This window comes from Saccharopolyspora halophila, assembly GCF_039531955.1.
Lineage (GTDB): Bacteria > Actinomycetota > Actinomycetes > Mycobacteriales > Pseudonocardiaceae > Saccharopolyspora > Saccharopolyspora halophila.
In genome coordinates this window covers 449,704-474,955 of sequence record NZ_BAAARA010000008.1, presented here as the reverse complement: position 1 = coordinate 474,955, position 25,252 = coordinate 449,704, and the positions used below count along the sequence as shown (strand labels likewise).

The following is a 25,252-nucleotide window of genomic DNA, read 5'->3' as shown; positions in this document are numbered from 1 at the left end:
ACCCCGAAGGCCGGGCCGTGAGGAGAACCCAATGCGCAACCGGCATTACATCCAGAAGCTCGTCGCGGGCGGCGAGCCCTACGTCAACACCGACAACCTCGCCGACTGGATCAAGGACCTGCAGTGGCAGGACCCTGCGGCCCAGGACGCGGCCGAGTACATCGCCCAGGAGCTCCGCCTGATGGGCCTGTCCGACATCGAGGAATCCCTGCGCTGAACCCGCAGCTTTGCCTCCGGAGCTGTTCGGTTTGGGGTTTGTGGCGGTGCCGGGAGCGGCACCTCGGACACCGCCGGGCCGCGCGACTCGAGTAGCGGCCCGCGCGGCGCCGCGGCCGTCCTCGCCCGGCGACGTCTGAGAACCCGCCGCGGCGCAGGCTGCGTTCCACACCCGAAACAACCCCGAGAGCTGTCAGCCCTCCCGCGCACCTCCGGGAAAAAGCGGTGGGTTCGATCCGGCCGTGGCGGCTTCTCGCTCTGGCAGACTCGGACTCGGCCGAAGCCTTGCCGAACGCGGAACGGAGCCCTGCGGACGTGCGCGAACACCTCGACTTCACCCTCGCCCTGCACCACCAGCTGGCTCCGGCCGCCGACCGCTCGTTCTGCTGGTCGCCGTACTCGGTGAGCAGTGCGCTGGGTCTTGCCGCCACCGCGACCGGCGGCAAGACCAGGGAGCAGATCGTCGGGGCGCTGCGCGCCGAACCATCCGGTCTGCTGGACCTGCTCGGCCCGGCCGCGGAGCTCCCCGCCGGTTCCGGCGAGCCGCCGGTGCTGGCCGTGGCCAACACCCTGTGGGCCTACGAGGACCTGCCGATCGAGGAGTCCTACCGGGTGGCGCTCGAGGACTGGCCGGGCAGCTCGGTGCGCAACGCTCCCTTCCTGGCCGATCCGGAGCGCTCCCGGCAGCTGATCAACGCCGATGTCGCCGAGACCACCCGCGAGCTCATCCCGGAGCTGCTCCCCGAGGGCTCGGTGCAGACGCGCACGGTCGCCGCGCTGGTCAACGCGCTGTACCTCAAGGTCTCCTGGCGCGAGGCCTTCGACACCGCGGAGACCACCGACCGCCCGTTCCACGCCCCGGGCGGGGAACGCGCCGTGCCGACCATGCATGCCACCCGAACGTTCGGACATGCCGCCGCCCACGGCTGGCAGGCGGTCAGCCTGCCCGCGGCCGGTGGGGTGGAGGCCGTGGTGCTGCTGCCGGACGCGGACCTGGCCGCTGCCGAAGCCGGCTTGGGCGCGGCGGAGCTCGGCGAGCTGCTGGATTCGCTCGAGCAGCGGCGGATCGCACTGTCGCTGCCGAAGTTCAAGGTCACCGGGGGTGCCGAGCTCACGGACTCGCTGGCGGCGCTGGGCGTGCACGAGCTGTTCACCCCGGGCGCGGACTTCTCCCCGCTGACGTCGCTACCGCTGCGGGTCTCCACGGCGGTGCACGAGTCGGTGCTGGACGTGGACGAGAGCGGCCTGGAAGGCGCGGCCGCCACGGCGATGATGATGCGGCTGACGGCCGTGGTGCGCGAACCCGCACCGCTGCGCGTCGAGGTCGATCGGCCGTTCCTGCTGCTGGTCCGCCACCGCGAGACCGGCGCGATCTACTTCCTCTCCCGCGTCACCCGTCCGAGCTAGCGCTCGTCACAACGTTCGGCGCCGTCTCGTCCTCTCTGCACGAGCGCCCCGAAACCGCGGGGCGGCTAGGAGGGAGAGAGACGATGCCACGCATCCCCAGCGTGTCGGCGCGCGAGGCGAACCCGCTGGTCAAGTTGTTCTACTGGTACTCCAAGCGCCGCTTCGGCGCGGTGCTGGACCCGCTGGCCGTGATGGCCCACCACCCGCGGCTGCTGGCCGCCTCCGGCATGTCCGAGGGCGCCGTCGAGAAGGCGGCCACCGCCCTGCCCGCCCGGTTGCGGGAGCTGGCGGTCTACCGGGTGGCGACCAAGCTCGGCTGCTCGTGGTGCGTCGACTTCGGCACGATGCTGCAGCGCAACGAGGGCCTGGACATCGACCGGCTGAAGGAGATCGACGACTACGCGGCCTCGGAGCGGTTCACCGAACTCGAGCGCGAGGTCATCGCTTACGCCGACGCCATGACCAACGAGCCGATGACGGTCACCGAGGAGCAAGTGGCCGGGCTGGACGCGGCCCTGGGGCACAAGGGCGTGGTCGAACTGACCCACATGATCGCCGTGGAGAACCAGCGCACCCGCTTCAACCACGCACTCGGGCTCACCTCCCAGGGCTTCACCAGCGGAGAGGCGTGCCGGGCGCCGATGCCCTGATCGAGCGCCGGCTTCGGCTCAGAGGTCGACCCGGGCGAGCTTGCGGGGTTGACCAGGATCGGTCGGGCGCCGGCTAACAGCGCCGCGCCGTACTTGCTCATCAGGCCAGCGGCGAACCGGGCGACCTTGTCGGCCCCGACCACCGGCCTGCGGGCGGTGCGCGCCTTGCCGCCGCTGTCGCCGTAGACCACGGCGTCCGGGTGCAGCACCTTGGTGATCGCCGCGACGTCCTTGGAGGCGACCGCGGCCAGGAACTCCTCGAGCGCGCGCCGCTGCGCGGGCAGTGGCGCGCGCTCCGGCGGCGCCGCGTCGGCCATCACCTTGCGCGCCCGGGAGGCGTGCTGCCGGGCCGCCGCGGCGCTGCAGTCGAGGACCTCGGCGATCTCGGCGAAAGGCAGGTCGAAGCCGTCGTGCAGGACGAACGCCAGTCGCTGGTCGGGGGAGAGCTCGTGCAGCACCCGCAGCGCGGCCAGCCGCAGGTCGTCCTGCCCGGCCACCACCTCGCCCGGGTCCTCGTCCAACGCGCTGACCAGCGGTTCCGGTATCCACGGGCCGATGTAGTGCTCCCGCCGCGCGGTGGCCGAGCGCATCCGGTCCAGGCACAGCCGGCTGACCACCGTGGTCAACCAGCCGCCGAGGTCGTGGATCTCCGGCCGCTCGGCGGCGGCCAGCCGCAACCACGCGTCCTGCACCGCGTCCTCGGCATCGGCCAACCGGCCGGTGAGCCGGTAGCCCAACCCGATCAACCGGCTGCGGTGCTGGTCGAACTCGGCGGCGAGAGTCGCGTCGCTGGCGTCCACGCCCCGGATTCTGCCGCATCCGGCGGCCACCCGGTCGTGAACGATCACGTTGGGCCTAAACTGGGCGACGTGGCAGGCAGGATCCGGGAAAGCGACATCGCCGAGGTGCGCGATCGCATCCGGATCGACGATGTCGTCGGCGAGTACGTGGCGCTGCGCAACGCCGGTGGTGGTGCGCAGAAGGGCCTGTGCCCGTTCCACGACGAGAAGACTCCTTCGTTCAACGTCCGCCCCAGTCACGGCACGTTCCACTGCTTCGGCTGCGGCGAGGGCGGGGACGTCATCGCCTTCCTGATGAAGACCGAGCACCTCGGCTTCGTCGAATCCGTCGAGCGGCTCGCCGACCGCGCCGGGCTGCAGCTGACCTACGAGGGCGGTACCCCCGGGCCCAAGCGCGACCGCGGCACCCGCGCCCGGATGGTCGAGGCGCACCGCATCGCCGCCGAGTTCTACGCCGAGCAGCTGCGCTCACCGGAGGCCCGGCCCGCTCGCGAATACCTGACCTCGCGCGGCTTCGACGAGGCCGCCGCGCAGCGCTTCGGCTGCGGTTTCGCCCCCAGCGGCTGGGACAAGCTGACCAAGCTGCTGCTGAACAAGGGCTTCGAGGTCGAGGAACTGATCAAGTGCGGGCTGTCCCGCGAGGGCCGGCGCGGCCCGATGGACCGCTTCCACCGGCGTCTGCTGTGGCCGCTCAAGGACCTCGGCGGTGACGTGGTCGGCTTCGGCGCGCGGCGGATCTTCGACGACGACCCGATCGAGGCGAAGTACGTCAACACCTCGGCCACCCCGATCTTCAACAAGTCGCAGGTGCTCTTCGGCATCGACCTGGCCAAGCGCGAGATCGCCAAGCGCCGCCAGGCGGTCGTCGTCGAGGGCTACACCGACGTGATGGCCATGCACCTGGCAGGCGTGCCCACCGCGATCGCCTCCTGCGGGACCGCGTTCGGCGACGAGCACATCTCGGTGCTGCGCCGGTTGATGATGGACGAGGACACCTTCCGCGGCGAGGTCATCTTCACCTTCGACGGCGACGAGGCCGGCCAGAAGGCCGCGCTGAAGGCCTTCGAGGGCGAGCAGCAGTTCGCCGGGCAGACCTACGTGGCCATCACCCAGGAGGGCATGGACCCGTGCGAGCTGCGCGAGGCCAAGGGCGACGCCTCGGTCCGCGACCTGGTGGCCCGCCGCCGGCCGCTGTTCGAGTTCGCCATCCGCAGCCTGCTGGAGGACTACGACCTCGACTCGGTCGACGGCCGGGTGGCCGCGCTCAAGCGCACGGTCCCGCTGGTCGCGCAGATCAAGGACCCGGCCAGCCGCGACGGCTACGCCGCGAAGCTGGCCTGGTGGGCCGGGTGGAACGACGAGAACCAGGTGGTCAAGCGGGTCCGGGAGGAATCCGGCGCCCCGGTGCGCAAGCAGCAGCGCCGTCCCCGGCGCGACGAGTCGCAGCAGTCGCTGGGCATGGAGGTCGAGCTGCCCCAGCGCCCGCCCCGGCACGATCCGCGCTGGCTGCAGCGCGAGGCGCTCAAGGCGGCGCTGCAGGTCCCGTCCCTGGCGGGCCCGCTCTACGACTCGTTGCCCGAGGAGGCCTTCACCGAGCCGGTATACGCCGAGGTGCACCGCGCCTTGCTGAACGCGGGCGGCACCTCCGCCGGGCTCAGCGGCGCGGTGCTGATCGAGGCGGTCTCCCAGCGGTGCGAGAACCAGGTGGGCGCGCGGTTGTGCACCCAGCTGGCGGTCGAGGCGCTGGAGTGGCAGAGCGAGGACGATCCCCGCTACGTGGCCGCGGTCATCGCCCGGTTGCAGGAACGCCTGGTCAGCAGGCAGATCGCGGACATCAAGTCGAAGGTCCAGCGGATGTCGCCGATCGACGACGCCGAGGAGTACAACGCGCTGTTCGGTGATCTGGTGGCTCTCGAGGGCTATCGCAAGGCGCTGCTCGACCAGGCGATGGGCCAGTTGTGATCCGGCGGCTGCTGGCGCGGCTGTCCGGAACGGCCGAGGTCCCGAGCGACTTCCAGGGCAACCTGGACGCCGAGGAGCAGGTGCTGGCCTCCGGCCGCACCGAGGACGGCCCGGTGGTCGCCACGCACCTGGGGTTGTGGCTGCCGGAGGCGCGCCGCGTCGGCTGGCACCTGGTCAGCAAGGCGACCTGGCGCGACGGGGTGCTGACCCTGACCGAGGCGGCGGAGATCGACGACGTCGGTGGCGCGGTCCTGCTGCGCGACCAGCCGATTCGGCGGCTGCGGCTGACTCGTCCGGCTCGGCTGCCGGACGTGGTCCACGAGCGCGTCAACCTCTCGATCCGCTCCCGCCACCACCGCGACCTGCCCAACGGCGGAGCGTGGGTGGTCCAGCGCAAGATTCCCGGTCGGGACGGCATGACGCTGCAGATCCGGCCGGACCGGGACACCAGCGACGCCGCTGCGCGCGCCCTGGCGCAGGCGGTGGTGAGCCGCCTCGGCGGGGAGTAGCCCCCGCTCGTCTCCCCTTGGCGCCGCTAGCTCGCGGCGATACAGTACGGACGTACTGTTTGCGGGAGGGGTCATGTGGGATCCGGGCGAGTACCTGGCGTTCAGCGACCACCGCGCTCGACCGGCGCACGAGCTGATGGCTCGCGTCGGCGCGGCGAGCCCCCGTCGCGTGGTCGATCTCGGCTGCGGCGCGGGCAACCTGACCCATCTGCTCGCGGACCGCTGGCCGGACGCCGAGCTGGAGGCGCTGGACTCGTCCCCGGACATGGTCCGAGCCGCCCGGGAGCGCGGCGTGCCCGCCCGGGTGGGCGACGTCCGCGCATGGAGGCCCGGTCCGGACGTCGACGTCGTGCTGTGCAACGCGGTCCTGCAGTGGGTCCCCGAGCACGTGCAGCTGCTCCGCGGCTGGATCCCGGACCTGCCCGCCGGGGCGTGGTTCGCCTTCCAGGTGCCGGGCAACTTCGACGCCCCGTCGCACAACATCATCCGCGAGCTGGCCGGCTCCTCCCGCTGGGGCGAGCGCCTGCGCGAGGTTCCCCTGCGCAAGGACGCGGTGCTGGATCCGCAGGACTACGCCGACATCGCGGCCGACGCGGGCGCCGCCGTCGACGCGTGGGAGACGACCTACGTTCAGGCCATGCGCGGGGAGAACCCGGTGCTGGAGTGGGTCGCCGGCACCGCGCTGCGCCCGATCCGCGCCGCGCTGGACGACGCCGAGTGGGAGCTGTTCCGCGCGGAGCTCGCACCCGAACTCGCCGCGGCGTACCCGCGTCGTTCCGACGGGGTGACCTGGTTCGCCTTCCGCCGCGTCTTCGTCGTGGCTCAGCGCCCTTGACCAGCTGATACGGTGGTGGCACGGCAAAAGGGGGACCCCCCGTGAAGCCGCCCGCGGCGATCCGCTAAAGTATTACACGTCAGCGCGAGAGAGCGGGACACAACAAAACATTCCTCCGTAGCTCAATGGCAGAGCATTCGGCTGTTAACCGAAAGGTTACTGGTTCGAGTCCAGTCGGAGGAGCATTCGAACGGCCCGCCGGTTTTCCCGGCGGCCCGTTTCGCGTTTCGGAGTCGGTGCAACACCCGGCGCGCCCCGGCGAGGTGGGAAGTGCCGCGCGGCTTGCTGATCGCGCCCCGCTGGGTAGGTCGCGCACGTGGCCTGGATCCGGCCAGCGGCGGGACGAGCCCCGCACCCGAGGCCGGTGTCGCCGCGGGTGGAGGTCGATCAGCGGAACGCTCGGGAGCGAATTCGCTCGAGGGAAGCGTTGGTGCCCAGCTCGGCACGGTCCTGCGGGTTCTCCAGGTAGTGCCGGAGCAGGTGGTAGACGAGCGCTCTGTCCAGGTCGAACACCGAGGTGTTGATGTGCAGCCCGGGCGAGCCGGTCTTCTCCGGTGCCGCGCCTTCCGGAGCGGGCAGCGTGATGGTGGCGCTGCGGCCGTCGTGGGCCGGTTCGATGCCGGTGGCGGAATCCCAGGCGAGGAACGACTTGCCCCACTGCCCCTCCTGATGGACGCCTGCTTCGGTGAGCAGCAGCCTGCCGCGCTGGACGCGGCCGACCGCGATGAGCAGCAAGCAGCCCGCGGACAGCGCGGCGCAAGCGCCCCAGACCGCGACGAGCGTCGGATCCGGGGGCTCGCCGGTGAAGGTGAACTCCAAGGCGCCCGCGGTGGCCCACGCGGCCAGCGAAGCGATGTTGGCGGTGAAGAGCAGGTGCTGCGTCCGCGAGTAGCGGATCTCCGTAGCCCGTGTCCTCCGGTAGGTGGTGAGGGCGATATGGGATTCGTGGTGGCGCGACCGCACCCTCGTCGAGTAGACGTACGCGGCGAGGGTGCTGAAGAACGCGCCCATCAGCAGACTGCGCGGCAGCAGCTCCGGTTCGCCCCGCACCGTCGCCCACACCCCGATCAGCACGATGATCAGGGCGCCCAGCCCGATGAAGGCGATCGCGAACGGCGGTTTCCGGTCGTTCCCGCGCTGCCACGCGCCGGGTTCGTGCAGCGTTCCTACCGTGCTCATCTCGCGTCCTCGGCTCGCCGACCTTCGTCCTTCCCGGAGCCGAGTGAATCACGAGCCGGATGATCCACATACCGCTTTCGCCCGACCGGCTGGAACGGACGAGCGGAATCACTCGGTCAGCTCGTGGCCGGTGCCTCCTCGAAATCGGGCAGGGTCAGGGCGGAATGGGCTTCGCGGCCGGCGTCCGGCGGAGCGGTGGTGAGGTTGCGCAGGTGTTCGTTGCGCTGTTCGAGGGCCTCGGCCGTGGTGGGGAACAGGGCCGCGTCGCCCTCGCCCACCAGGGATTGGTTGAGCTCGACGAACTCTCGGGCGTCCCGTTCGTAGGCGGCGAAGGCCGCGCGGTGGTCCGCGTGGGTCGCCAGCGCGCCCGCGAGCAGGTAGGCCCCCACCAGCGCGAGGCTGGAGCCCTGGCCGGTGAGGAAGGACGGGGCGTAGGCGGCGTCGCCGACCAGCGCGACCCGGCCGCTGGACCAGCTGGGCAGGTGGATCTGGCTGACCGTGTCGAAGAACAGGTCGTCGGCCTCGCGCATGGCCGCGACCATCGCCGGGATCTCCCAGCCCTCACCGGCGAAGGCGTCGGCCATCAGGTCCCGCTGCGCCTGCGGATCGCGGAGCACCTCGGCCGGCGGCTGGGGGCGGGCGAGGTTGAGGAAGGCGTGCAGCTCGTCGGAGTCCTGCACGCCGTAGAGCGCGGCCGCCTTGCCGGGCGCGTTCCAGATCACGCCCTCGTGCGAGAGGCCGAAGGTGTTGGGCATGGTGAACCCCGCGAAGCAGTAGCGCAGGTAGCGGTGGAACGGCTGCTCCGGGCCCAGGACGAGTTCGCGGGTGCGCGAGTGCAGGCCGTCCGCGCCCACCACCAGGTCGAAGTCGCGCCGGGCGCCGCTGCGGAAGCTGACGTGCACGCCGCCCGCGTGCTCGTCGAGGGATTCGACGGAGTCGCCGAACCAGAACTCCACGTCCTCGGGCACGGCGTCGCAGAGGGTCCGCACCAGGTCGCCGCGGCGCAGCTCGATGTCCTCGCCCTCGACGCCGCCGACGATGCTCTGCGGGTGCACTGCCGCGGCCCGGTTGCCGTCGGCGTCGCGGAAGGTGATCAGCCGCGTTTCGATGTGGGCCTCGCGCAGTCGTGGCAGCAGCCCCATCCTGCGCACCACGTCCACGGCGGTGCCGCGCACGTCGATGGGATAGCCGCTGCTGCGCAGCCGGGCGGACCTCTCCACCACGGTGACCTCGAAACCGTACCTGCGCAGCCAGAAGGCCAGCGCCGCACCGGCGATGCCGGCACCGGAGATCAGGACAGTGCCTCGATCGTTCACGAGTGACTCCGTTCGAACTGGATGTGTGCGGGGGTGTTGCGCTCGCGGCGCACGTGGCGCGCGAGCGCGAGGGCGAGCACGGCCGCGAGGGCGAAAGCGCCGGCGGCGATCGCGAGGTAGCTGAAGACACCGGTGCCGGAGTTCACCGCGGCGCCGTCGACGGTCACCGCGGTGGCCCGCAGCACCGCCGATCCCACGAAGTTCAGCACCACGGAGCCGATCGCGACCACGACCATGACGAGGCTGGACACCAGGCCCTGCTGCTCGGGCCGGGCCAGGCTGCCCGCCATGTTGAAACCGGAGGTGCCCAGCGCCCCGACCGTGAAGCCCAGCAGGAAGGCGAAGACCACCGCGGCGGGGAACATCGAGGCCCCGGCGAACATGCCGAGCGCGCCCAGCGTTCCCACGACCACTCCGCCTGCCAGCGTCGCGGCCGGTCCGATGCGGGCCGCGAGCGCTCCGGCCAGCGGACCACCGAGCATCACCCCGATTCCCGGCGCGGCCAGCAGCAGGGCCAGCGACCCCTGCCCGCCCAGCCCGTAGCCGAGCCCCTGCGAGCCGGAAACCTCGGTGAGCAGCGGGATGAGCTGCAGCAGGCTCTGGTACGAGCCGGTAGCCAGCACGATCACCAGCAGCGTGAGCACCAGCGGCAGTCCCAGCCCGCGGATGTCGATCAGCGGCTCGGGTTTGCGGCTGGAGACCAGCGACCACCTGGTCAGCGCCACCGCGCCGCCGAGCAGCAGCGCCACGGGCCCGAGGGCAAGCCAGCCGAGCTCGGAGCCGAGGCTGATGTAGCTGAGCACGCCGAGCAGGCCGCTGCCCATCAGGAGCGCCCCGCCGAAATCGATCCGCCCCGGTGTGGTGATCCGGGATTCCGGGACGACGCCGCGCACGGCGAGCGCCATCGTGACCGCGACGATCGCTGAGACGACGAAGAGGATCTGGAAACCGTGCGCGGCGGCCAGCTTTTCGGTCGCGAAGCGCGAGACGATGTTGAGCACGCCGGACCCCGAGGTCACGATGCCGACGATGAGCATCGCGATTCGCGGCGCGCAGACGTCGCGCACGATCGCCACGGTCAAGAACATGGCCGCCACGGCCGAGCCCTGCAGCAGGCGTCCGGCCACGAAGACCCACACGTTCGGCGCCAGCGCGCACACCAGGGCGCCCGCGCAGCTGATCAGCAGCGTCAGCACCAGCACTCGGCGCTTGCCGTGGACATCGGCGCTCTTGCCCAGCAGTGGTGCCCACATGGCCCCGGCGAGCATCGCGCTGGCGTTGAGCCAGGCGGTGTGATCGGTGCCGAAGTGATCGAGCATCTGCGGCAGGACGATCAGCGGTGCGGTGATGGCGGTGTCGACCATGAAGTTCACCAGGACCAGTACCGCGACCAGGCCGATCAGCGGTGGGCTCCAGCTGGTGTGCAGGCCGGTTTCCCGGTCGCCTGCGGCTGTCTCGTGCATGTGGGGCTCTCCATCGAATCGGGGGTCTGCCCGGCGCCAATTACTACACTACACCGTGCAGTGTGGAAAGGCTGAGAATACGATGAGGCCATGACGACACCGAGGGCGGCCGCGCAGACGCCGGGACGGCGGCAGCGGGCGGAGATGAAGCGGACGGCGATCCTGGACGCCGCCGAGGAGCTGTTCGTTTCGAGCGGGTACGAGACCGCCAGCGTTGACGCCATCGCCGCCAGGGCGGAGGTGTCCAAGCGCACCGTCTACGACCACTTCGGCGACAAGCGCGCGCTGTTCCAGGGGGTGCTCGAGCGCTGCGGGGAAGCGTTGCTGGTGACCGTGCGCGCGTCCATCGATCAGGAGCTCGTCGAAGGGCGGGAGCTGCGCGACGCGCTGCTCGCCTTCGCCGAGCGGATGCTGACCGAGACCTTCCGCTCCTCGATCTACGCGAGGTTCCGGCGGCTGAACGCCCAGGCGCCACCGGCGCCCCGGCTGCCGGAGGCGCAGCGCGATGAACCGGAGCGCCTTCTGCAGGAGCGCTTCGCCGAGCTCGTCGCCGGAGGGGAGCTCGCGGCAACCGACACCTATCGCGCCGTCCAGCACTTCATCGCCCTGACCATGCGCCTCGCCATCGAGGTCCTGGACGAGTCGCCGGCGGGCGAGGTGGACGAGGCGGAGCTCCGCGCGCTCATCGCCGACGGCGTGGACGCCTTCCTCCGCGCTTACCGCTGATCGCGGTGACGGCGCCGAACATCCGGGCGCCGGTTGCCGGCGTTGCAGAACAGCCGCTCACCGTCCTCGCTTCCGCGGCTACCGCTGCCCGGCAGGGATGAACATCGGGTCGATTTCCTCGTCCGGGGCCGCGGCCGGATCAAGATCGGTAAGGTCTCCGGTCGCAGACCGAACCGAGGCGAGGGGTGACCGGTGGCCGGGCTTGGGGACGACGACCGGGCGTCGATGGAAGCGCGCAACGCGGCGATGAAGGAGCAGATGAACGGTCTGCTCGACAAGTTCAACGAGCAGACCAAGCTGCTGGAGGAAGCTCAGCAGGCCGCTGCCGCGACGACCGCGACGGCGACTTCGGAGGACGGCGCGGTCACGGTCACCGTGGACGCGACCGGGGCCATCACGGACCTGCAGTTCGAGGCCAAGGCGTTCAAGCAGGCCGACCCGACGAAGTTCGCGCAGACCGTGATGCAGACCGTGCACACCGCCTCGATGCAGGTCAAGAAGGCGATGGCGGACATGGTCGCGCCCGTGACCCAGGACCTGCCGGATCTGTCCGACCTCGTCGAGGGTGCCCCGTCGTTGCGCGGCCTGATGCCGGAGATGCCGGACTTCTCCGAGGTTTCGGAACCCGCGCCGGAACCGCCCCGGGCCGAGCCGCCGAAGTCCGAACGGGCCGAGCCGGAGCAGACGGGCAGGCCGCAGCGCCGCCGTCCGGCCGGCGGCCATCCCGATGACGATCTGCCCGACTCCTGGCTGGTGAACTGATGCCCGGATCGCGGATGGAGCCGGACCGCGTTCGCGGTGCTGCGGCCAAGTTCGATTCCGCCTCCGGTGAGGTCGAGGCGATCGCGCAGCGACTCGAGCAGGCGTTGCTGGCCGCCGGGGAGTGCTGGGGGCACGACGAGTCGGGCCAGGCGTTCGCCAAGGACTACGTGCCCGGGGCCGATGGGATCACCGAGGCCCTGTCGACGGTCAAGGAGGCGCTGCACGACCTGCGCGGTCAGGTCGAGGGCGCGGCCGACGACTTCGAGAAGATCGACCAGCGCAACTCCGACGACATCTCGGGCGTGGAGATCTAGCCGTGGGAATGGAGATCCCCGACGAGGTCAAGTGGCTGCTGCCGATCGTCGTCGGTGAGAGCTGGCCCGAGGGTGACGAGGACAAGCTGCGCGAACTGCGCGACGCCTGGCTGGCCGTCGCCCAGGAGCTGCCCGATGCGCTGGACACCGGCAACCGCGCCGCCCGCGAGGTCCTGGCCTCCTGGAGGGGTGAGGCGGCCGGGAAGTTCGACGAGACCTGGCGCAAGTTCAGCGAGGGCGGCGGCGGGCAGGAAGCCGTGTTCGCCTCGCTGGAGGAGGGGTCCAACGGCCTCGCCGAAGCGTGCGACAAGGCGGCGCTGGACGTCGAGTACACCAAGTACATGATCATCGCGGCGCTGATCCTGCTGGCCATCCAGATCGCCGCGATGGTCGCCGCCGCGTTCGTCAGCTTCGGTGCGACTTCAGCGGGCATCGTGCCCGCGCAGATGGCGACCCGCTACGCCGTGCAGATGATCTTCAAGCAGCTGGTGCAGAAGCTGATGCAGCAGGGCGTGAAGAAGGTCGTCCGGGAGGCGCTGGAGAAGGTCCTCAAGAACGGCCTGGAGAAGCTGGTCAGCAAGGGCGCGCTGAAGAGCTTGGGCAAGCAGGTCGCGATCAACACCGGCGCCGAGATGGCCATGGACGCGGGCATCCAGGGCGTGCAGATGGCCAAGGGCGACCGGCAGTCGTGGGACTGGAGCAAGACCGGCGACGCCGCCGTCGGCGGTGTCGCGGGCGGCATCGCCGGGCACCTGGTCAGCGGCAGCGCGGTCGGCAACGCGGCGTCGGACGCGGCCTCGCACGGGACGGGCAGCATCGCGGGACACGCGGCTCGGGGAGCGGCCGAGGGGGCGCTGGGCAGCGTCACCGAAGGCGCGATGACCGGCAACCTCGGCAACCTCGAGGCCGGCGACGTGCTGATGGGCGCCTCCGGTGGCGCGGTCGACGGCGGTACCGGGGGAGCCAAGGACGGGTTCCAGGACGCGAGCAGCGCGGCGGAGTCGGCCAATTCCGCCGCGAGCAGCGCGAGTTCGGCCGCCGACGGCGCTTTGTCCGCAGTGGACTCGGGTGCACCCGCGGGCCAGTCCCCGACGGATGCCGGAGCGTCCAGCACCCAGGCTCCTGCGGCTGACGGGGGAGCGAGCGGTGCGGAATCCGCGGCTTCGGGCGGAGTTCCAGCGTCCGCGCCGGATTCCTCCGGCGGCGCGGTGAATTCCAGCGGTGCCGCGGCAGCGGGCGGCACCACGGCTTCCGGTGGTGCGACGCCGAGCGCGAGCGCCGGTGACGACGGCCCGTCCACCACCTCCGCGGCCGGTGCCGTGGCGCCGGAGCGCCCGGAGAGCGCGATGGGCTCGGCCCCGAGCGCGGGCGGTCCCGCCGTGTCCAGCGGTGCCGGGCAACCGGCAGGTGGTCCGCAGCCGGGCGGGCAGCCCTCGGGTGGGCAACCCGGGAACTACGGCACGCCCGCGGGCGGCGGCGCGCCCGGAAGCGCGGGCGCGGCCCCGCGCGGTGATCTCGGCCAGCAGGGCGCGCGACCGGGCGGCTTCGGCCCGGGCGGAGCCTCCGATCCGTCGCGCGCACCGCACGCGGGCCCGCAGCCGTCGCACCAGGGCGGAGCGCCGCAGCGCGGGTTCGCCCAGGGACAGCAGGGCGTCCAGGGACAGCAGGGCGCCCAGGGACAGCAGGGCGTCCAGCCGCCCGGCCCGCAGCACGCGCAGGGACGCCACGGACCGCAGCAGCAGTTCCCGCCCGGACCGCCCCAGAGCCCGCAGCAGACACCGCAGGGAGGACAGCATCCCGGAGGCCAGGCCGGGCCGAACCACGGCAGGCCCGCTCCGCAGTTCGGGCCGGGGGCGCAGCCAGGTCCACAGCAACCCGTTCCGCAGCACCCTGCCGGCCCGCAGCAAACTCCTGCGCCGCAGATGCGTGCTCAACAACCGGGACCGCAGCCCGGACCGCAGCAGCCGGGACCACAACAGCCGGGACCGCAGCAATTCGGACCTCAGCAGTGGGGCCCGCAGCAACCTCATGCTCAGCACCCCGGGCCGTACCAGGGCGGTCCGCAACAGACGGGACCGGCCAACGTCGATCCGGCCGCCTACCAGGCGACCGGCCAGCCCGGCCCGAACGTGCCGCAACGCCCGCACCAGCAGGGCTTCCCGCAAGCGCAGCCGCAACCGGGTCCGCAGGGCGGCCCGGGCGGCTACCCGCCGCCGCACAACCCCAACCAGGCCCCACGTCCGATGCCTCCGCAGCAGGGCGGCCAACCCCAGCGCGCGCCGATGCCGCCGAAAGGCGGCTCACCGCAGCAGGGCCTTGCTGCGCAGGGACAACGCCCGCCGCAGTCCCATGAGGCGTTCACCCGGCCCCCGCAACGAGGCGGGCTGCCGAACCAGGGACAGCCATCCCGGGAAGCGCCCCAGCCACCCGCCCCCGGACCGCAGCCACCGCAGACCGGACAGCAGGGCGGCCCGGTCGCGACACCGCAATCCGGCCAGCGACCGGCGACCAGCCCGCCGGCCACGGGTCCCCGCCCGCCGGAACCACCGCGAGGCGATCAAGCGCGTTCCGGGACCGGGCAGTCGCACAACGGCGAAGTCGGTCCCGGCCCGGAAACGAGCCGGAGCGAGGACCTGCCGCACGAGGACCGGGCCGAGAAACCGCCCGAGCAGACCGCCGAACCCGCCCAGGCTCGGTCCGAGACGCCAGAGCACCGGCCGGGCCAGGACGACGGCGCTGCGGAAAGCAGGGCGGACCCCGAGCTGGCGACCGACTTCGACGCGGACGCTTCGAACGCGTCCCAGCGCGAGGAGGCCGATGCCCGCTCCGGCGCGGCGGATGACCAATCCAACTACCCGGTCGTCGACCAGTCTGCCCCGTTGCGTGAAACCGGTGAGCAGACAGGGCCTTTCGACGAATCTGAGCGGCGCGAGCGGTGGGACACGGCCCAAGCCGACGCGGCGCTGAAGGAAGGCTGGCACGTCAGCGAGGACCAGAGCCTGGACTTCTGCCAGGATCCGGACTACCGCGCACCTGACGAAGCCTTCGACGTGCTCGACCGCAGGTTGAGCGCCATCAGCACGGACGACGGCCTCGACGGAAGGTCGGCCCGGGACACCGACGAGCCGGTCCGCACGCGGCGTGCCTTCCTGGCTGAGCGGATCAACGCCCGCATCGCTGCCGCGCCGGAGCTGCAGTCGCTGTCCAAGCGCGGTGCGATGGCCGCGCACGCCTACACCGGGCACGAGATCTTCCACCCGCTCAACGCGGCCAGCCGCATGGGCATGATGACCGAGAACGAGCGCCACCAGCTGCAGGCGATCGTGTCCGGTCTGAACGAGCAGCCGCGCTACACCGGTCCGATGGTGCGCGGCCTGTACTTGAACGGTGACGCGGAGGCGGGCAACGTCGCCGCGGCCCATTACGAACCGGGCGCGGTCACCGTCGAGAACCAGATCACCAGCTGCTCGATGAAGGCGGAGGCCGGTGAGAAGCCCGCGGTCCCCGGTGATGTCGAGATGCACATCGAGTCGAAGACCGCTCGCAGGCTGCAGGAGCTGGCCAGCAAAGCAGATGAGCGCGAAGCGGTCCTCACGCCGATGTCCCAGCTCTACGTGCACAGCAAGGAGCTGGAGACCTGGCAGGAGATCGGGAGAGACGGGGAGCTGGAGGACAAGCAGAAGTGGATCATCCACGCCGAGGAGATCGTGCCCGGCGATCCTCGCTACCTGGACCCGGACACGGCGAGCAAGCAGGTCGCCGAGCGCCAGTACCGGACCCTCGGCGAACAGCTCGTCCTGGATTCCCGGCCGTCGAAGACGGAGAACAAGCTCGACGCGCAGACCGAATTCGCCAACTCCGGTGGTGGCGAGCAGGCGAGCGATGACCAGTCGGTCGCCGAGAAGCTCGGCGATTCCGGTGCGGCGCCCGAATCCTCGTCGGTCGCGCAGGAGAGCACGGGGATCTCGGAAGCCCTCGGGAGCTCCGACGCGGCACCGGAACCCACGCGGGACAACGCCTCTGCCGAGGGAGCCGACCGCCCCAGCGGGATCGAGCAGCGGCTGAACGGGCAGGACGAGCTGCCGACTCCGGGCGAGCTGCAGCCCGGCCACGCCGACCTGCCGCAGCCGGGGCACGGCGAGGTTCCGCCGCTGCCGCTCAACGAGGACGGCACGCCGAACTGGCGGATGCTGTCCGGCCCGACACCTCCGGTCACCACCCGGCCCGCGCTGCACGGCGGCAGCGCCGCGACCCCGCACGGCGATGCCTACGTGGCCGCGCACCACCCGGACCTGCCGAAGGTCAACCCGAACTACTACACCAGGGAAGCCTGGAACACGGGTTGGCAGACGAACTGCTCGAAGTGCGTGGTGAACTACGCCAAGCGCCTGATGGGCATCGAGGAACCCGTCGAACCGGTGCGGCCGAGGGATCTTCCGAAGGAAGACCGGATGGGCTGGATGGCCGACGAGCTCGGAACCCGGTGGGAGGGACTCCCGCCGAGCTACGACAGCGTGATCGACCGGATGAGTCAGCAACCGGTGGGATCCATGGCCTCGGTCTACGTCGCCTACGACCTGCCGTCGGCCGACGGTTCGGCGGGCCCCGACTCGGCTGCGCACGTCGCACTGGTGACGAACACGTCGGACGGCGTGGCGTTCATCGACCCGCAAACCGGGCGATTGATGAACCTTCCGTATCCGCCCAAGCAGCTGATGCTGCTGCCGTTCGGTTCACCCGGTGCGGATGCCGCCGATCCCGGCTCGGCGGCATCCGCGGCCGATGGTTCGAGTGATCCGCAGGTCGATCGCGGGACGGCCGAGAGCGCGAACGAGGTCGAAGTCGAAGCGGATTCTCTCGCCGACACCGAGTCGCGGGCCGGACCGGATCGCGGTGCGGAGTACGAACGCGCTCGGGACACCACCGGAGACGAGCCGGTGGATGACCACGTCGACGCTGACGGACCCGGCGACGAGCCGGACGGCGAGGGGCGAGCCGGGGGCGAGGGGCGAGCCGGGGGCGAGAGGTCGTGGCGGCAGGAAGGCCCGTGGTTCGGCCAGCACGTCAACCCGTTCAGCACCGAGCCGCCCGAGGAGGAGTACGACCTCGGTCGGTTTCCCGATGAGCGCATCGTGCCGACCGTGGAGCAGGCCGCCGAGCTCTCGCAGCCGCAGCGGGAGCAGCCGCACCCGCAGCCGTCGACGCCGCAGTTCGGGCGGTCGGGAATGCCTGATGGTGCTGGTCTGCCTGCCGGTCCGCCCGCCGGGGCACCGGCGACTCCGCCGCCGCTCGCGGGCAGCGCGAACCGCTCGCTCTCCGGCGACCTGACTGCCGGTGATGCCGGTTTCGATTCGGAGATGGGCTCGATGCCGGAGATGGGAGGGACTCCCGATCCGGCTGCGACGAGCAGCGCGCGAACCGGCCACGCAGCGGGGGCCCCCGGTGGCGCTGCAGGTGCCATGGGTGCGGCGACCGGTGTTCGGCCTCCGGAAGCACCCGGCGGAATGCGCCCGGGCGGTACGTCCGGCGCCGGATTCCCGGAGCAGGAGGCTGGAACGGCCGCTTCGGGCGGCCTTGGCAGAGGTTCGTCCACCGGCAGCGCGGCGGGTGCGCCGATGGGGGCCGGCGCTCCTCCGGCGCAGAGCGGCGCCGATGGGTCGCCCCGCGAGAGGCATTCGCCCGAGCCGGGTTCGGTGACGCACAACCGGGAAGTCACGATCCCGGCCGATGTGGCGGCCCTGTACCTGGGCAACCACGAACCGACGACGCTCCTGCCCGGGGACGGCCGCCAGGTGCTGTTCCGCCGGGACAGCCCGTTCGACGTGGGCCCCGGAGTACCGGGTGATGTACCGGAAACCGCGCTGCACCTGCGCTACCAATCCGCGGATTCCGGTACCGGCGTCGCCTTCGACGACGAGTTGATGCGCGACGACGAGTTCGCCGGTGGTGCGGAGATCTGCGCGAGGGGCGCGGACGGTTCCGAAGTCCTGCTGGGTAGCTTCGAGGCAGGGCTGTGGAATCCCACTCCGCAGGGGAACCGCTGGCTGGCGGGTGCGCAGGACGATGGCAACGACTGGGGGAGGACCCGCTAACCGTGGAGAAGCAAGAAGCGATCGAGCTCGTCGAGCGGTGGCTGCGGGCTGAAGGGCTCGAACTCGACGTGCCGGGTGGTCGCAAGGTCGACGCGGACGTGGTGCAGCTGAACGCCGAGGGCTGGTACGTCCCGATCAACACGACGGAGGGCGTGGACACCGGCGATCCCGTCGAGCTCATCGTCCCGTTCCCGGCCTTCATCGTGACCGAGCCGGACGGTGAGCTGCGGATGGCCAACACCACGCCCCACCCCGGGTTCTCAACACCGCTGAACTGGCCCGGCGAGCCGGAGATCTCCGAGATCATCGATCCGGAGTACCAGGAGGACGCGCTCTACGGCCTCGGCGTGCCGAAGCGCCGGGTCGCCGGCTGGCGGATCACCCATCCCGATGGCCGGACCGAGGAGAAGATCAACCCGAATTACCGTCCGGGACCGCGGCGGCTCGGCCTGCCCAGGTGTGAGAACAGACTCGAGCTGATCCTGAACTACCTGGAGCTCAAGGAGGTTCCGCGGCGCGCCTTCCTGAGCGCGTTGATGGTCGGCGACATCTTCATCCCGGGTAGCGCCGACAAGATGCCGGAGAACCGCGGCGTGCTGCGCGCGGTCACCTCCCGCCGCAAGCTCGGCGATGCGACTTCGTGGTGGCGCATGAACGGTTTGACGTTCGTGGCCAACTACCCGAACTGCGATCTGAAGATCAACGTCGATCACCAGCCGACCATCTCGATCCAGTCTTCCGAGCTCGACGCGCAGTTCAAGCACTTCACGCGGCCGCCGAGCTCGAAGATCATGAGTCCGTCGGGCATCCAGCCCGGTGAACCGGTGTTCGAGTGGGAGTGCGGGCTGGACGATTCGCTGGACGAGTACGGCGCGGAGCTGCAGCGGCGCTTCGGTCTGCGCGAGGCGCCGACCTTGCGGTTCTACTTCAACCGCGTCCTGCAGGCGAGGGAGAGCGGCTACGAGCTCACCCGCGAGGAGCGGGAGAGGTTGCTGCTCGGAGCGTCGTGGCGATCTTCGGACATCACCAGGGATCAGTGGCCGCAGAACCTGCATGCCAACGGTCTAGCGGTGCGGCACGACGAGGCGGGCGAGGAGCACCTGGTGCTCAACACCTGCGGCAAGTTCCCGCTGGTGGGCGGAAGCGACCCGAACATCTCGTGGCACGGCGTCGTCGGCTCCTTCGTCGGGTTCGCGATCGGGGAGGCCCTGGGTGCGGCGGTGGACGGCCTGACGTGGCCGCAGATCCAGGAGCGCTACGGTCCGCACGGCATCCAGGACCTGGACGTGGTCTTCGAACGCCCGGGGCAGGCGGGGTGGTTGACCCAGCTCCTGCTGTTCCGGGCAGAAGGTCTGATGCGGGGCGCGGACCGCAGCGGGACCGGGTTCTCCCCGGAAGCCAACTGCTCGGCTTACGCCCGGTGGCTGGTCACGCAGGGAATGCCGTGGCAGGAGGCCGCCGGTTCGCTGGCCGCTGAGCACCCGGATCCCGGCGGCTGGTTGGTGCGGGTGCCCGAACTGCACGCGCACCGCGGTGCTTCGCCCCAGCTGATCGACGCGGTGCGCGCGGCGACCGCGGAGCCGTGGCGGAATCCGCTGGCGGGACCGTTCCGGATGATCGGCGCCGTGCCGCAGGTGGCTCTCGGGCACAGTGGAACTCCGAGCGGGAACGTCGAGCAGGTCGCGACCGCCGCGCTCAAGAGCATCCTCGCGCGCTTGGTCGACAAGGGTCCTTGGATGAACCCCATCTGGATGCAGACTTCGACCGTGCTCGAGAAGACCCTCACCGCCACCGATGATCCAGTCGTCGCCCAGGTCGCCGACGTGGTGCGCGACGTCGACCGGCGCTGGAAGACCTACATGAGCTGGGACATCGACAACATGGAGCAGCTCGGCGACGGCGCCGGCACGCTCTCGGTGTTCGGCAGGACCCTGTTCGCCGCCTCGCGCCGCGAGTACGACCCGCGCATGGCACTCGGCGTGGCGGTCAACCACACCGGCCGCAGTGCCCTCACGGGTGCCCTGGCCGGTGCGCTGATCGGTGCGCGAGCTGGTGTGGCAGGACTCCCCGAGGAGTGGGTGGAAGCCCTCGACCTGCGGGACGTCCTGGAGGAGGTCGCCAACGACCTCTACTGGCACTTCTCCCGCCGAAACCCGCACGAGGAGCGGGAGAACTGGGACGAGCGCTACCCGCGCTGGTGAGGCGGGAGCGCGCGGGCCGCCGAGTGGTGGAACCCCGGCGCGCGAGTGACCGTTGGACCGGTGAGGTCCGTCGCGCTGGGGAGGAATCGTGGCCTACGAGTACAAGGTCGTCGAGCTTCGGGAGAAGTGGCTCGGCGGGAAGATGTCCGGCGAGAAGCTGGAGAAGGTGCTCAACGAGCACGCCGCCGAGGGCTGGCAGCTCAAGGCGATCACCGGAGCGGACGTGAAGGGCAAGCTCGGCCCCGGAGGCGTCGAGGGCTTGCTGGTGACCTTCGAGCGTCCGGTGTAGCCGAACCGCGGCCCGCGCCGTCCCAGCGGCGGCGGGCCGCGGGTTCGTCGTCAGGGCTTGTGCGCCACACCGGCCCAGAGGACCGAGTCGTTGGGCGCATCGAATTCGATCTCGGGAGCGTTCTCGCTGCTCTCCTCCGGGTGCCACAGCGGGATCCACGTCGCGCCGGGCTCGACCATCGGCAGCTCGCCGAAGAACTTCTCGATGTCGGCGTGCGACCGCCACAGCACGGGGGTCGCCGACTTGTCGTACATCTTGCCGAAGTCGGACATCTCGCGCTTGCGGTACTCCGGCACGTCGTCGTCGGTTCCGTGGGTGATGCCCAGGTAGGAGCCGGACGGGAGCAGGTCGCGGAAGCGGGCCACCGACTGCGGGCCGACGTCCTCGCCGTCCGGGCCGGGTTGCGTGACGTGCAGGACCGCGATCAGCAGCAGGGCGACCGGCTGGTCCAGGTCGATCACGCCCGAATCGGCGATCTTCGACCAGAGCAAGTCCGGCTCGCGGAGGTCGGCCTGGATGACGGTGTGCCGATCGGTGACGTCTTCGCGCTCCAGCAGCATCTGCGAGTGCGCGACCGCAACCGCCTCGTTGTCGATGTAGACGCAGTGCGCGTCCGGCACGATCTCGTCGGCGACCTGGTGGGTGCTGCCCATGGTCGGCACGCCGGAGCCGACGTCGATGAACTGGCGGATGCCCCGCTTGGCCAGGTAGCGGACCACCCGGTGCAGGAAGAGGCGGTTGGCCATGGCGGCTGGTCGAACGAACGGATACCGCTCGAGCGCCTTCTCCGCGAAGACCCGGTCGATCGCGTAGTTCGCGCTGCCACCGAGGTAGAAGTCGTAGACCCGGGCGACGTTCGGGTGTTCCAGGTCCACACCCTCCGGTGTGAGCGTTTCCGGCCTCGGCTGACTCACGAGGTGCGCCCCTTCCATCGGTCGACGACATGACGGATCGTAGTGATCACGTCACGCTAACTGTAGCGCCGCAGTTTGCCACTAAGCGGAGGAGTGGTCACCAGTCCATCAGGCTGAGCCGACGCCTGCGGAGGGTAGTCAGGCGCGCTGATCAGGACATTTTCGCCGCCCCGCGGCAGAACGTGATCGATTCGGAGCGCGCTCGTGATCATTTTGCGCGGACCGATGTCGTGAATGATCGGTTCGGTCGTATCCGCATCGTTGCTTCTCGCTTTTCGGGGGTTCAGCGAAATTTCGCAATCCCGTTCGCACCGCTCGGTCAGAATGTCGAATTTCCATTCGAGAGCGGCCGCTCGGAGGCGGATGAAGCGGATGATCATTCCCCGATCGGCGGTGTCGCTCTTGTCCGACCCGAGTGAAGATCGAAGTGGCACGTGTGAGAAAATTGATCTGGTCGCTCGGTGTTCCAACGGTGCCACACCGTGATCTACCAGCGTCGTCCGTCCGCCCGGGCCCGGTGGCCCGCGGAGTAACGATCCGAGTTCAAAGCGCGATCACCTCTTCAGGTCGGCTCGCGATCAACGGCTTCGATGCGGATGATTGGTGCCGGGCCGAGGTGGCCGACGGGAGTCGTGCGGGTCGCCCGCGCTGGACGATCTGATCGATTTCCAGCCGAGACGAATTCGTGATGCGAAACGGCGCAACTGGCTGGGGTTGCGCTCCGTCTCTCGATCAGAAGCAACTGTTCGAGAGAACTGACAAGGACGGGGGAGTCAGGATGTCCGCACCAGGGATCGGTAAGGAACCACACTTCACGCTGCCCGACTTCGATTCGGTGGCCAAGCTGCCGAAGCCGGTCAGGGCGCTCGTGTACCTGGTCGTCATGGCAGTGCTGACGGTGGCGGCGCTCGGGGCGCTCGCGGCCACCATCGCGGTCATCGGCCAGCTGTCCGGGGCCTTCGACATCTTTCAGCTGATCTGACCCGGAGAAGCCGAGGGCCGGTGCATCGCGCGGTGCACCGGCCCTTCTCGTGGGAGATGTTTCAGCTCGGGGTTTGCGTGGCGGTGCCGGGCCGCAGACGTCGTCGGGCTGCGGGAGCGCGACTCGAGCAGCGGCCTGCGCGGCGCTGCGGCTGTCCTGGCCCGAAGGCGCCTGAGGACCCGCGCGGCGGTGCGAGCTGAGCCCCGCACCGCGTGCGGCTGCCGCCGCACGCTGAAGGGCCCCTATCGGACGAAACGATCGATCGCATCGGCCACCTCGCGCGGACGCTCGCCGTTGACCGCGTGCGAGGCGTCCGGGAACACCTCGACCGTGCCGTTGACCAGAACGTCGGTGGCCGTGGCGACAGCGGTGTCCGGATCGTGCATGACCGACCGTCCGGCGATCAGCGCCAGCACCGGCATCCGCAAGCCGCGCAGCTCATCGGGTTCGATCAGCGCGGGCTGGGGCAGGCGCATCGAGTAGTAGCGCATTCCCGCTTCGATCATGTCGGCCACCGGCACGTCCCGCACCGGCGCGCCGCCTGCCGTGTAGGAGTTGAACGAGTCCCGCCAGGACTTCGGCAACCAGGGCACGGACGCCGGGATCGCCCGGATCGCCGTGCTGAGCGGGATGTCGTCGAAGGTGTAGACCGGGTCGATCAGGGTGACCCTGGCGACGCGCTGTGGCCGGTGGATCGCGAGATTGGCCGCAGTCCACCCGCCGATCGAGAGGCCGACCAGGTGGAACCGCTGCTCGGGCAGTCGGGCCAGCACCTGGTCGAGCCAGGCGGCCTGATCGGCCTCGTCGGTGATCGGGGCTTCCTGCACGCTCAGCCCGGGCTCGCCGAGCAGGTCGACGGTGTAGACGTCGCCGATGCGCAGCAGCGAGGGCAGGTTGTCGGCCCACACCGGGGAGGCCGCCGCTCGTCCCGGGAGCAGGACGAGCGGTTCGCCGCCCGCTCCGTCGAAGCGGTAGACGCGGACGAAGCCGAAGTCCGTTCGCACGTCGCGCACTTCAGCGGGCCGGGGCAGGTCGGTCATCGCCGCGTCGTAGGCCGCCAGGAACTCGGCACGCCCCTCCGCGCTGTTCCAGTGCCCGATCGGTGCGGGCGTCCGCAGCGCGAACGCTCCGATCACGGCTGCGGCGAGTACCGCCGCGGTGAGTCCCAGCACCCATTGGCGACGTGCTCGCTTCGTCATCTCTCCTCCAGGTCGACGTCGTCACCGATCGTAGTTAGCACAACGCCGAACGTGTTCGGAAATGGTGTATTTCGCCGACGGAGCCAACGGCGGGGCAGGTCACAAAGACGATCAACCTGCACGGCCGTGTGATAACTTCGCGAAGCCAGCCGATTCACGTACCCCGTGAACAGGGAATCCGGTGCGAATCCGGAACTGACGCGCAGCGGTGTGGGGGACGGCGGAGCACGAGGCCACTGGGGATCCGAGATCGTCGCGGATCGCAGCCCTGGGAAGGCGTTCCGTCCGGAAGACCCCGAGTCCGAAGACCTGCTGGCCCCCGGCTCGATCCGGGTTTGCCATGGCAACCGGGCTCCGCGTGCAGAGCCCTGACGCGAAGGAACGTTCGTGCGCTTGATCGCTTGGCATCGTCTTGCCTTACCGCTCGTCCTCGGACTGCTCGTCCCGCTCGCCGGCTGCGGCGCGGGTGCCGGGAGCGAGGAACGGCAGCGCTCCGCACCCGGATTCCCGCAGGTCGTCGACAACTGCGGCCAGCGCACCGAGGTCGAGGCGCCGCCGCGGCGGGTCGTCTCGCTGAACCAGGGCAGCACGGAGATCCTGCTCGCGCTCGGGCTGGCCGACCGCATCGCCGGCACCGCGATGTGGACCGATCCGCTTCCCGAAGACCTGGCCGCGGCCAACGAGGGCGTTCCCCGGCTCGCCGATGACCGGCCCTCCTACGAGTCGGTGCTGGCCGCCGAACCGGACCTGGTCACGGCCTCCTTCGAATCCACGCTGGGCACCGGCGGTGTCGCCACGCGCGAGCAGTTCGCCGAGCTGGGCGTGCCGAGCTACCTGTCCCCGGCCGACTGCGTCAAGGACAACAGCGGCTCGGGCGACGGGCGCCGGAACGAGCCGCTGACCATGGAACTGATCTACGACGAGGTGCGCGACCTCGCCCGGCTCTTCGGCGTCGAGGACCGGGGCGAGCGGCTGGTCGCCGAGCTGCGCGGCCGGATGGACCGCGCCACCCGCGAGCTCGCAGCTCCCGACACATCCGTGGCGTACTGGTTCGCCAACTCCGAATCGCCCTACATCGCGGGCTGCTGCGGAGCGCCCGGCATCATCACCAGGGAGCTCGGCGCCGAGAACGCGTTCGACGACACCCGCGCGGAGTGGCCGCAGATCAACTGGGAGGTCGTGGCTGAGCGCGATCCGGACGCGCTGGTGCTGGGCGACCTGACCCGCGACTCGCAGACCGCGGAATCCGCCCGCGCGAAGATCGAGTTCCTGGAATCGCACCCGGTCACGCGGAACATGACCGCCGTCCGCGAGAAGCGCTACGTCACCTTGAGCGGACAGGCGATGAACCCGACCATCCGCACGGTCACCGGGGCGGAGAAGGTGGCCGCCAAGCTGCGCGAATTCCGGCTGTCCGAGTGAGGGCCGCGCACGTG

At 70.6% G+C, this 25,252-nt stretch carries 20 protein-coding genes, 1 tRNA gene, 1 pseudogene and 1 riboswitch; of the genes and pseudogenes, 15 read left to right on the top strand and 7 right to left on the bottom strand.

Translation table 11 applies throughout. The features are described from left to right. The first annotated feature begins 31 nt into the window (after positions 1 to 31). The 3 genes from ABD289_RS14825 (at position 32) to ABD289_RS14815 (ending at position 2,273) form a co-directional block, all read left to right on the top strand. Entirely contained in the window at positions 32 to 217 is a 186-nt protein-coding gene (locus tag ABD289_RS14825) for a hypothetical protein (protein WP_344131853.1), read from the top strand. Positions 218 to 531: 314 nt separating this feature from the next. Further along, positions 532 to 1,623: a serpin family protein gene (locus ABD289_RS14820; protein WP_344131850.1), complete on the top strand. Its 1,092-nt coding sequence runs from the start codon at positions 532 to 534 to the stop codon at positions 1,621 to 1,623. Between the two features lie 83 nt (positions 1,624 to 1,706). Further along, positions 1,707 to 2,273 (top strand): carboxymuconolactone decarboxylase family protein, encoded by a 567-nt coding sequence (locus tag ABD289_RS14815; RefSeq protein ID WP_344131846.1) that lies wholly within the window; start codon positions 1,707 to 1,709, stop codon positions 2,271 to 2,273. A 53-nt stretch (positions 2,274 to 2,326) separates the two neighbouring features. Here ABD289_RS14815 and sigJ read toward each other — a convergent pair. After that, positions 2,327 to 3,073: pseudogene (gene sigJ, locus ABD289_RS14810) on the bottom strand (RNA polymerase sigma factor SigJ); the annotation flags it as partial. Positions 3,074 to 3,142: 69 nt separating this feature from the next. Between sigJ and dnaG the strand changes: the two are divergent. From dnaG to ABD289_RS14790, 4 genes are all read left to right on the top strand, one after another. Beyond that, entirely contained in the window at positions 3,143 to 5,035 is a 1,893-nt protein-coding gene (gene dnaG, locus ABD289_RS14805) for a DNA primase (protein WP_344131842.1), read from the top strand. Continuing rightward, positions 5,032 to 5,544 (top strand): hypothetical protein, encoded by a 513-nt coding sequence (locus ABD289_RS14800; protein WP_344131839.1) that lies wholly within the window; start codon positions 5,032 to 5,034, stop codon positions 5,542 to 5,544. The genes dnaG and ABD289_RS14800 overlap by 4 nt, the downstream gene beginning before the upstream one ends. Before the next feature lie 73 nt (positions 5,545 to 5,617). Beyond that, on the top strand, positions 5,618 to 6,379 hold the full coding sequence (locus ABD289_RS14795) for a trans-aconitate 2-methyltransferase (protein ID WP_344131836.1): 762 nt from the start codon (positions 5,618 to 5,620) through the stop codon (positions 6,377 to 6,379). Positions 6,380 to 6,490: 111 nt separating this feature from the next. After that, positions 6,491 to 6,562 (top strand) — tRNA-Asn (locus tag ABD289_RS14790). 204 nt (positions 6,563 to 6,766) lie between these two features. On the opposite strand, the gene ABD289_RS14785 is transcribed toward ABD289_RS14790, so the two are convergent. The 3 genes from ABD289_RS14785 to ABD289_RS14775 form a co-directional block, all read right to left on the bottom strand. Then, entirely contained in the window at positions 6,767 to 7,558 is a 792-nt protein-coding gene (locus ABD289_RS14785; RefSeq protein WP_344131833.1) for a hypothetical protein, read from the bottom strand. Between the two features lie 116 nt (positions 7,559 to 7,674). Next, a complete protein-coding gene (locus ABD289_RS14780; protein ID WP_344131830.1) occupies positions 7,675 to 8,874 on the bottom strand; it encodes an FAD-dependent monooxygenase in 1,200 nt (399 codons plus the stop codon). Next, positions 8,871 to 10,337, bottom strand: a complete 1,467-nt coding sequence (locus tag ABD289_RS14775; RefSeq protein ID WP_344131827.1) for an MFS transporter — start codon at positions 10,335 to 10,337, stop codon at positions 8,871 to 8,873. The genes ABD289_RS14780 and ABD289_RS14775 overlap by 4 nt, the downstream gene beginning before the upstream one ends. Before the next feature lie 90 nt (positions 10,338 to 10,427). Between ABD289_RS14775 and ABD289_RS14770 the strand changes: the two genes are divergently transcribed. The 6 genes from ABD289_RS14770 to ABD289_RS14745 all read left to right on the top strand — a co-directional run bounded on the left by ABD289_RS14770 (position 10,428) and on the right by ABD289_RS14745 (position 20,721). Further along, positions 10,428 to 11,063, top strand: a complete 636-nt coding sequence (locus ABD289_RS14770; RefSeq protein ID WP_344131824.1) for a TetR/AcrR family transcriptional regulator — start codon at positions 10,428 to 10,430, stop codon at positions 11,061 to 11,063. 192 nt (positions 11,064 to 11,255) lie between these two features. Next, positions 11,256 to 11,825 carry a YbaB/EbfC family nucleoid-associated protein gene (locus ABD289_RS14765; protein WP_344131821.1) on the top strand — a complete coding sequence of 190 codons (570 nt, stop codon included), beginning with the start codon at positions 11,256 to 11,258 and terminating at the stop codon, positions 11,823 to 11,825. Next, on the top strand, positions 11,825 to 12,139 hold the full coding sequence (locus tag ABD289_RS14760; protein WP_344131818.1) for a WXG100 family type VII secretion target: 315 nt from the start codon (positions 11,825 to 11,827) through the stop codon (positions 12,137 to 12,139). Before ABD289_RS14765 ends, ABD289_RS14760 begins: the two co-directional genes overlap by 1 nt. A gap of 8 nt (positions 12,140 to 12,147) precedes the next feature. Next, the gene (locus ABD289_RS14755; RefSeq protein WP_344132088.1) at positions 12,148 to 18,231 is read left to right on the top strand and encodes a WXG100-like domain-containing protein; all 6,084 of its coding nucleotides are present in this window, start codon (positions 12,148 to 12,150) and stop codon (positions 18,229 to 18,231) included. A 2-nt stretch (positions 18,232 to 18,233) separates the two neighbouring features. Then, the gene (locus tag ABD289_RS14750; protein ID WP_344131815.1) at positions 18,234 to 20,432 is read left to right on the top strand and encodes an ADP-ribosylglycohydrolase family protein; all 2,199 of its coding nucleotides are present in this window, start codon (positions 18,234 to 18,236) and stop codon (positions 20,430 to 20,432) included. 88 nt (positions 20,433 to 20,520) lie between these two features. Continuing rightward, the gene (locus ABD289_RS14745) at positions 20,521 to 20,721 is read left to right on the top strand and encodes a DUF4177 domain-containing protein (protein ID WP_344131812.1); all 201 of its coding nucleotides are present in this window, start codon (positions 20,521 to 20,523) and stop codon (positions 20,719 to 20,721) included. Positions 20,722 to 20,771: 50 nt separating this feature from the next. Here ABD289_RS14745 and ABD289_RS14740 read toward each other — a convergent pair whose 3' ends face one another. Together ABD289_RS14740 and ABD289_RS14735 are read right to left on the bottom strand one after the other, a co-directional pair. Beyond that, the gene (locus tag ABD289_RS14740) at positions 20,772 to 21,635 is read right to left on the bottom strand and encodes an SAM-dependent methyltransferase (protein WP_344131809.1); all 864 of its coding nucleotides are present in this window, start codon (positions 21,633 to 21,635) and stop codon (positions 20,772 to 20,774) included. Positions 21,636 to 21,691: 56 nt separating this feature from the next. After that, positions 21,692 to 22,015: a hypothetical protein gene (locus ABD289_RS14735; RefSeq protein ID WP_344131806.1), complete on the bottom strand. Its 324-nt coding sequence runs from the start codon at positions 22,013 to 22,015 to the stop codon at positions 21,692 to 21,694. Positions 22,016 to 22,413: 398 nt separating this feature from the next. Between ABD289_RS14735 and ABD289_RS14730 the strand changes: the two genes are divergently transcribed. Continuing rightward, positions 22,414 to 22,617, top strand: a complete 204-nt coding sequence (locus ABD289_RS14730) for a hypothetical protein (protein ID WP_344131803.1) — start codon at positions 22,414 to 22,416, stop codon at positions 22,615 to 22,617. 242 nt (positions 22,618 to 22,859) lie between these two features. Here the strand turns inward: ABD289_RS14730 and ABD289_RS14725 are convergent, their stop codons facing one another. Then, the gene (locus ABD289_RS14725) at positions 22,860 to 23,816 is read right to left on the bottom strand and encodes an alpha/beta fold hydrolase (protein WP_344131800.1); all 957 of its coding nucleotides are present in this window, start codon (positions 23,814 to 23,816) and stop codon (positions 22,860 to 22,862) included. Between the two features lie 129 nt (positions 23,817 to 23,945). Next, positions 23,946 to 24,147: riboswitch (cobalamin riboswitch) on the top strand. A 56-nt stretch (positions 24,148 to 24,203) separates the two neighbouring features. On the opposite strand from ABD289_RS14725, the gene ABD289_RS14720 reads away from it, so the two are divergent. Next, positions 24,204 to 25,238 carry an ABC transporter substrate-binding protein gene (locus ABD289_RS14720; protein WP_344131797.1) on the top strand — a complete coding sequence of 345 codons (1,035 nt, stop codon included), beginning with the start codon at positions 24,204 to 24,206 and terminating at the stop codon, positions 25,236 to 25,238. Positions 25,239 to 25,252: the final 14 nt, after the last annotated feature.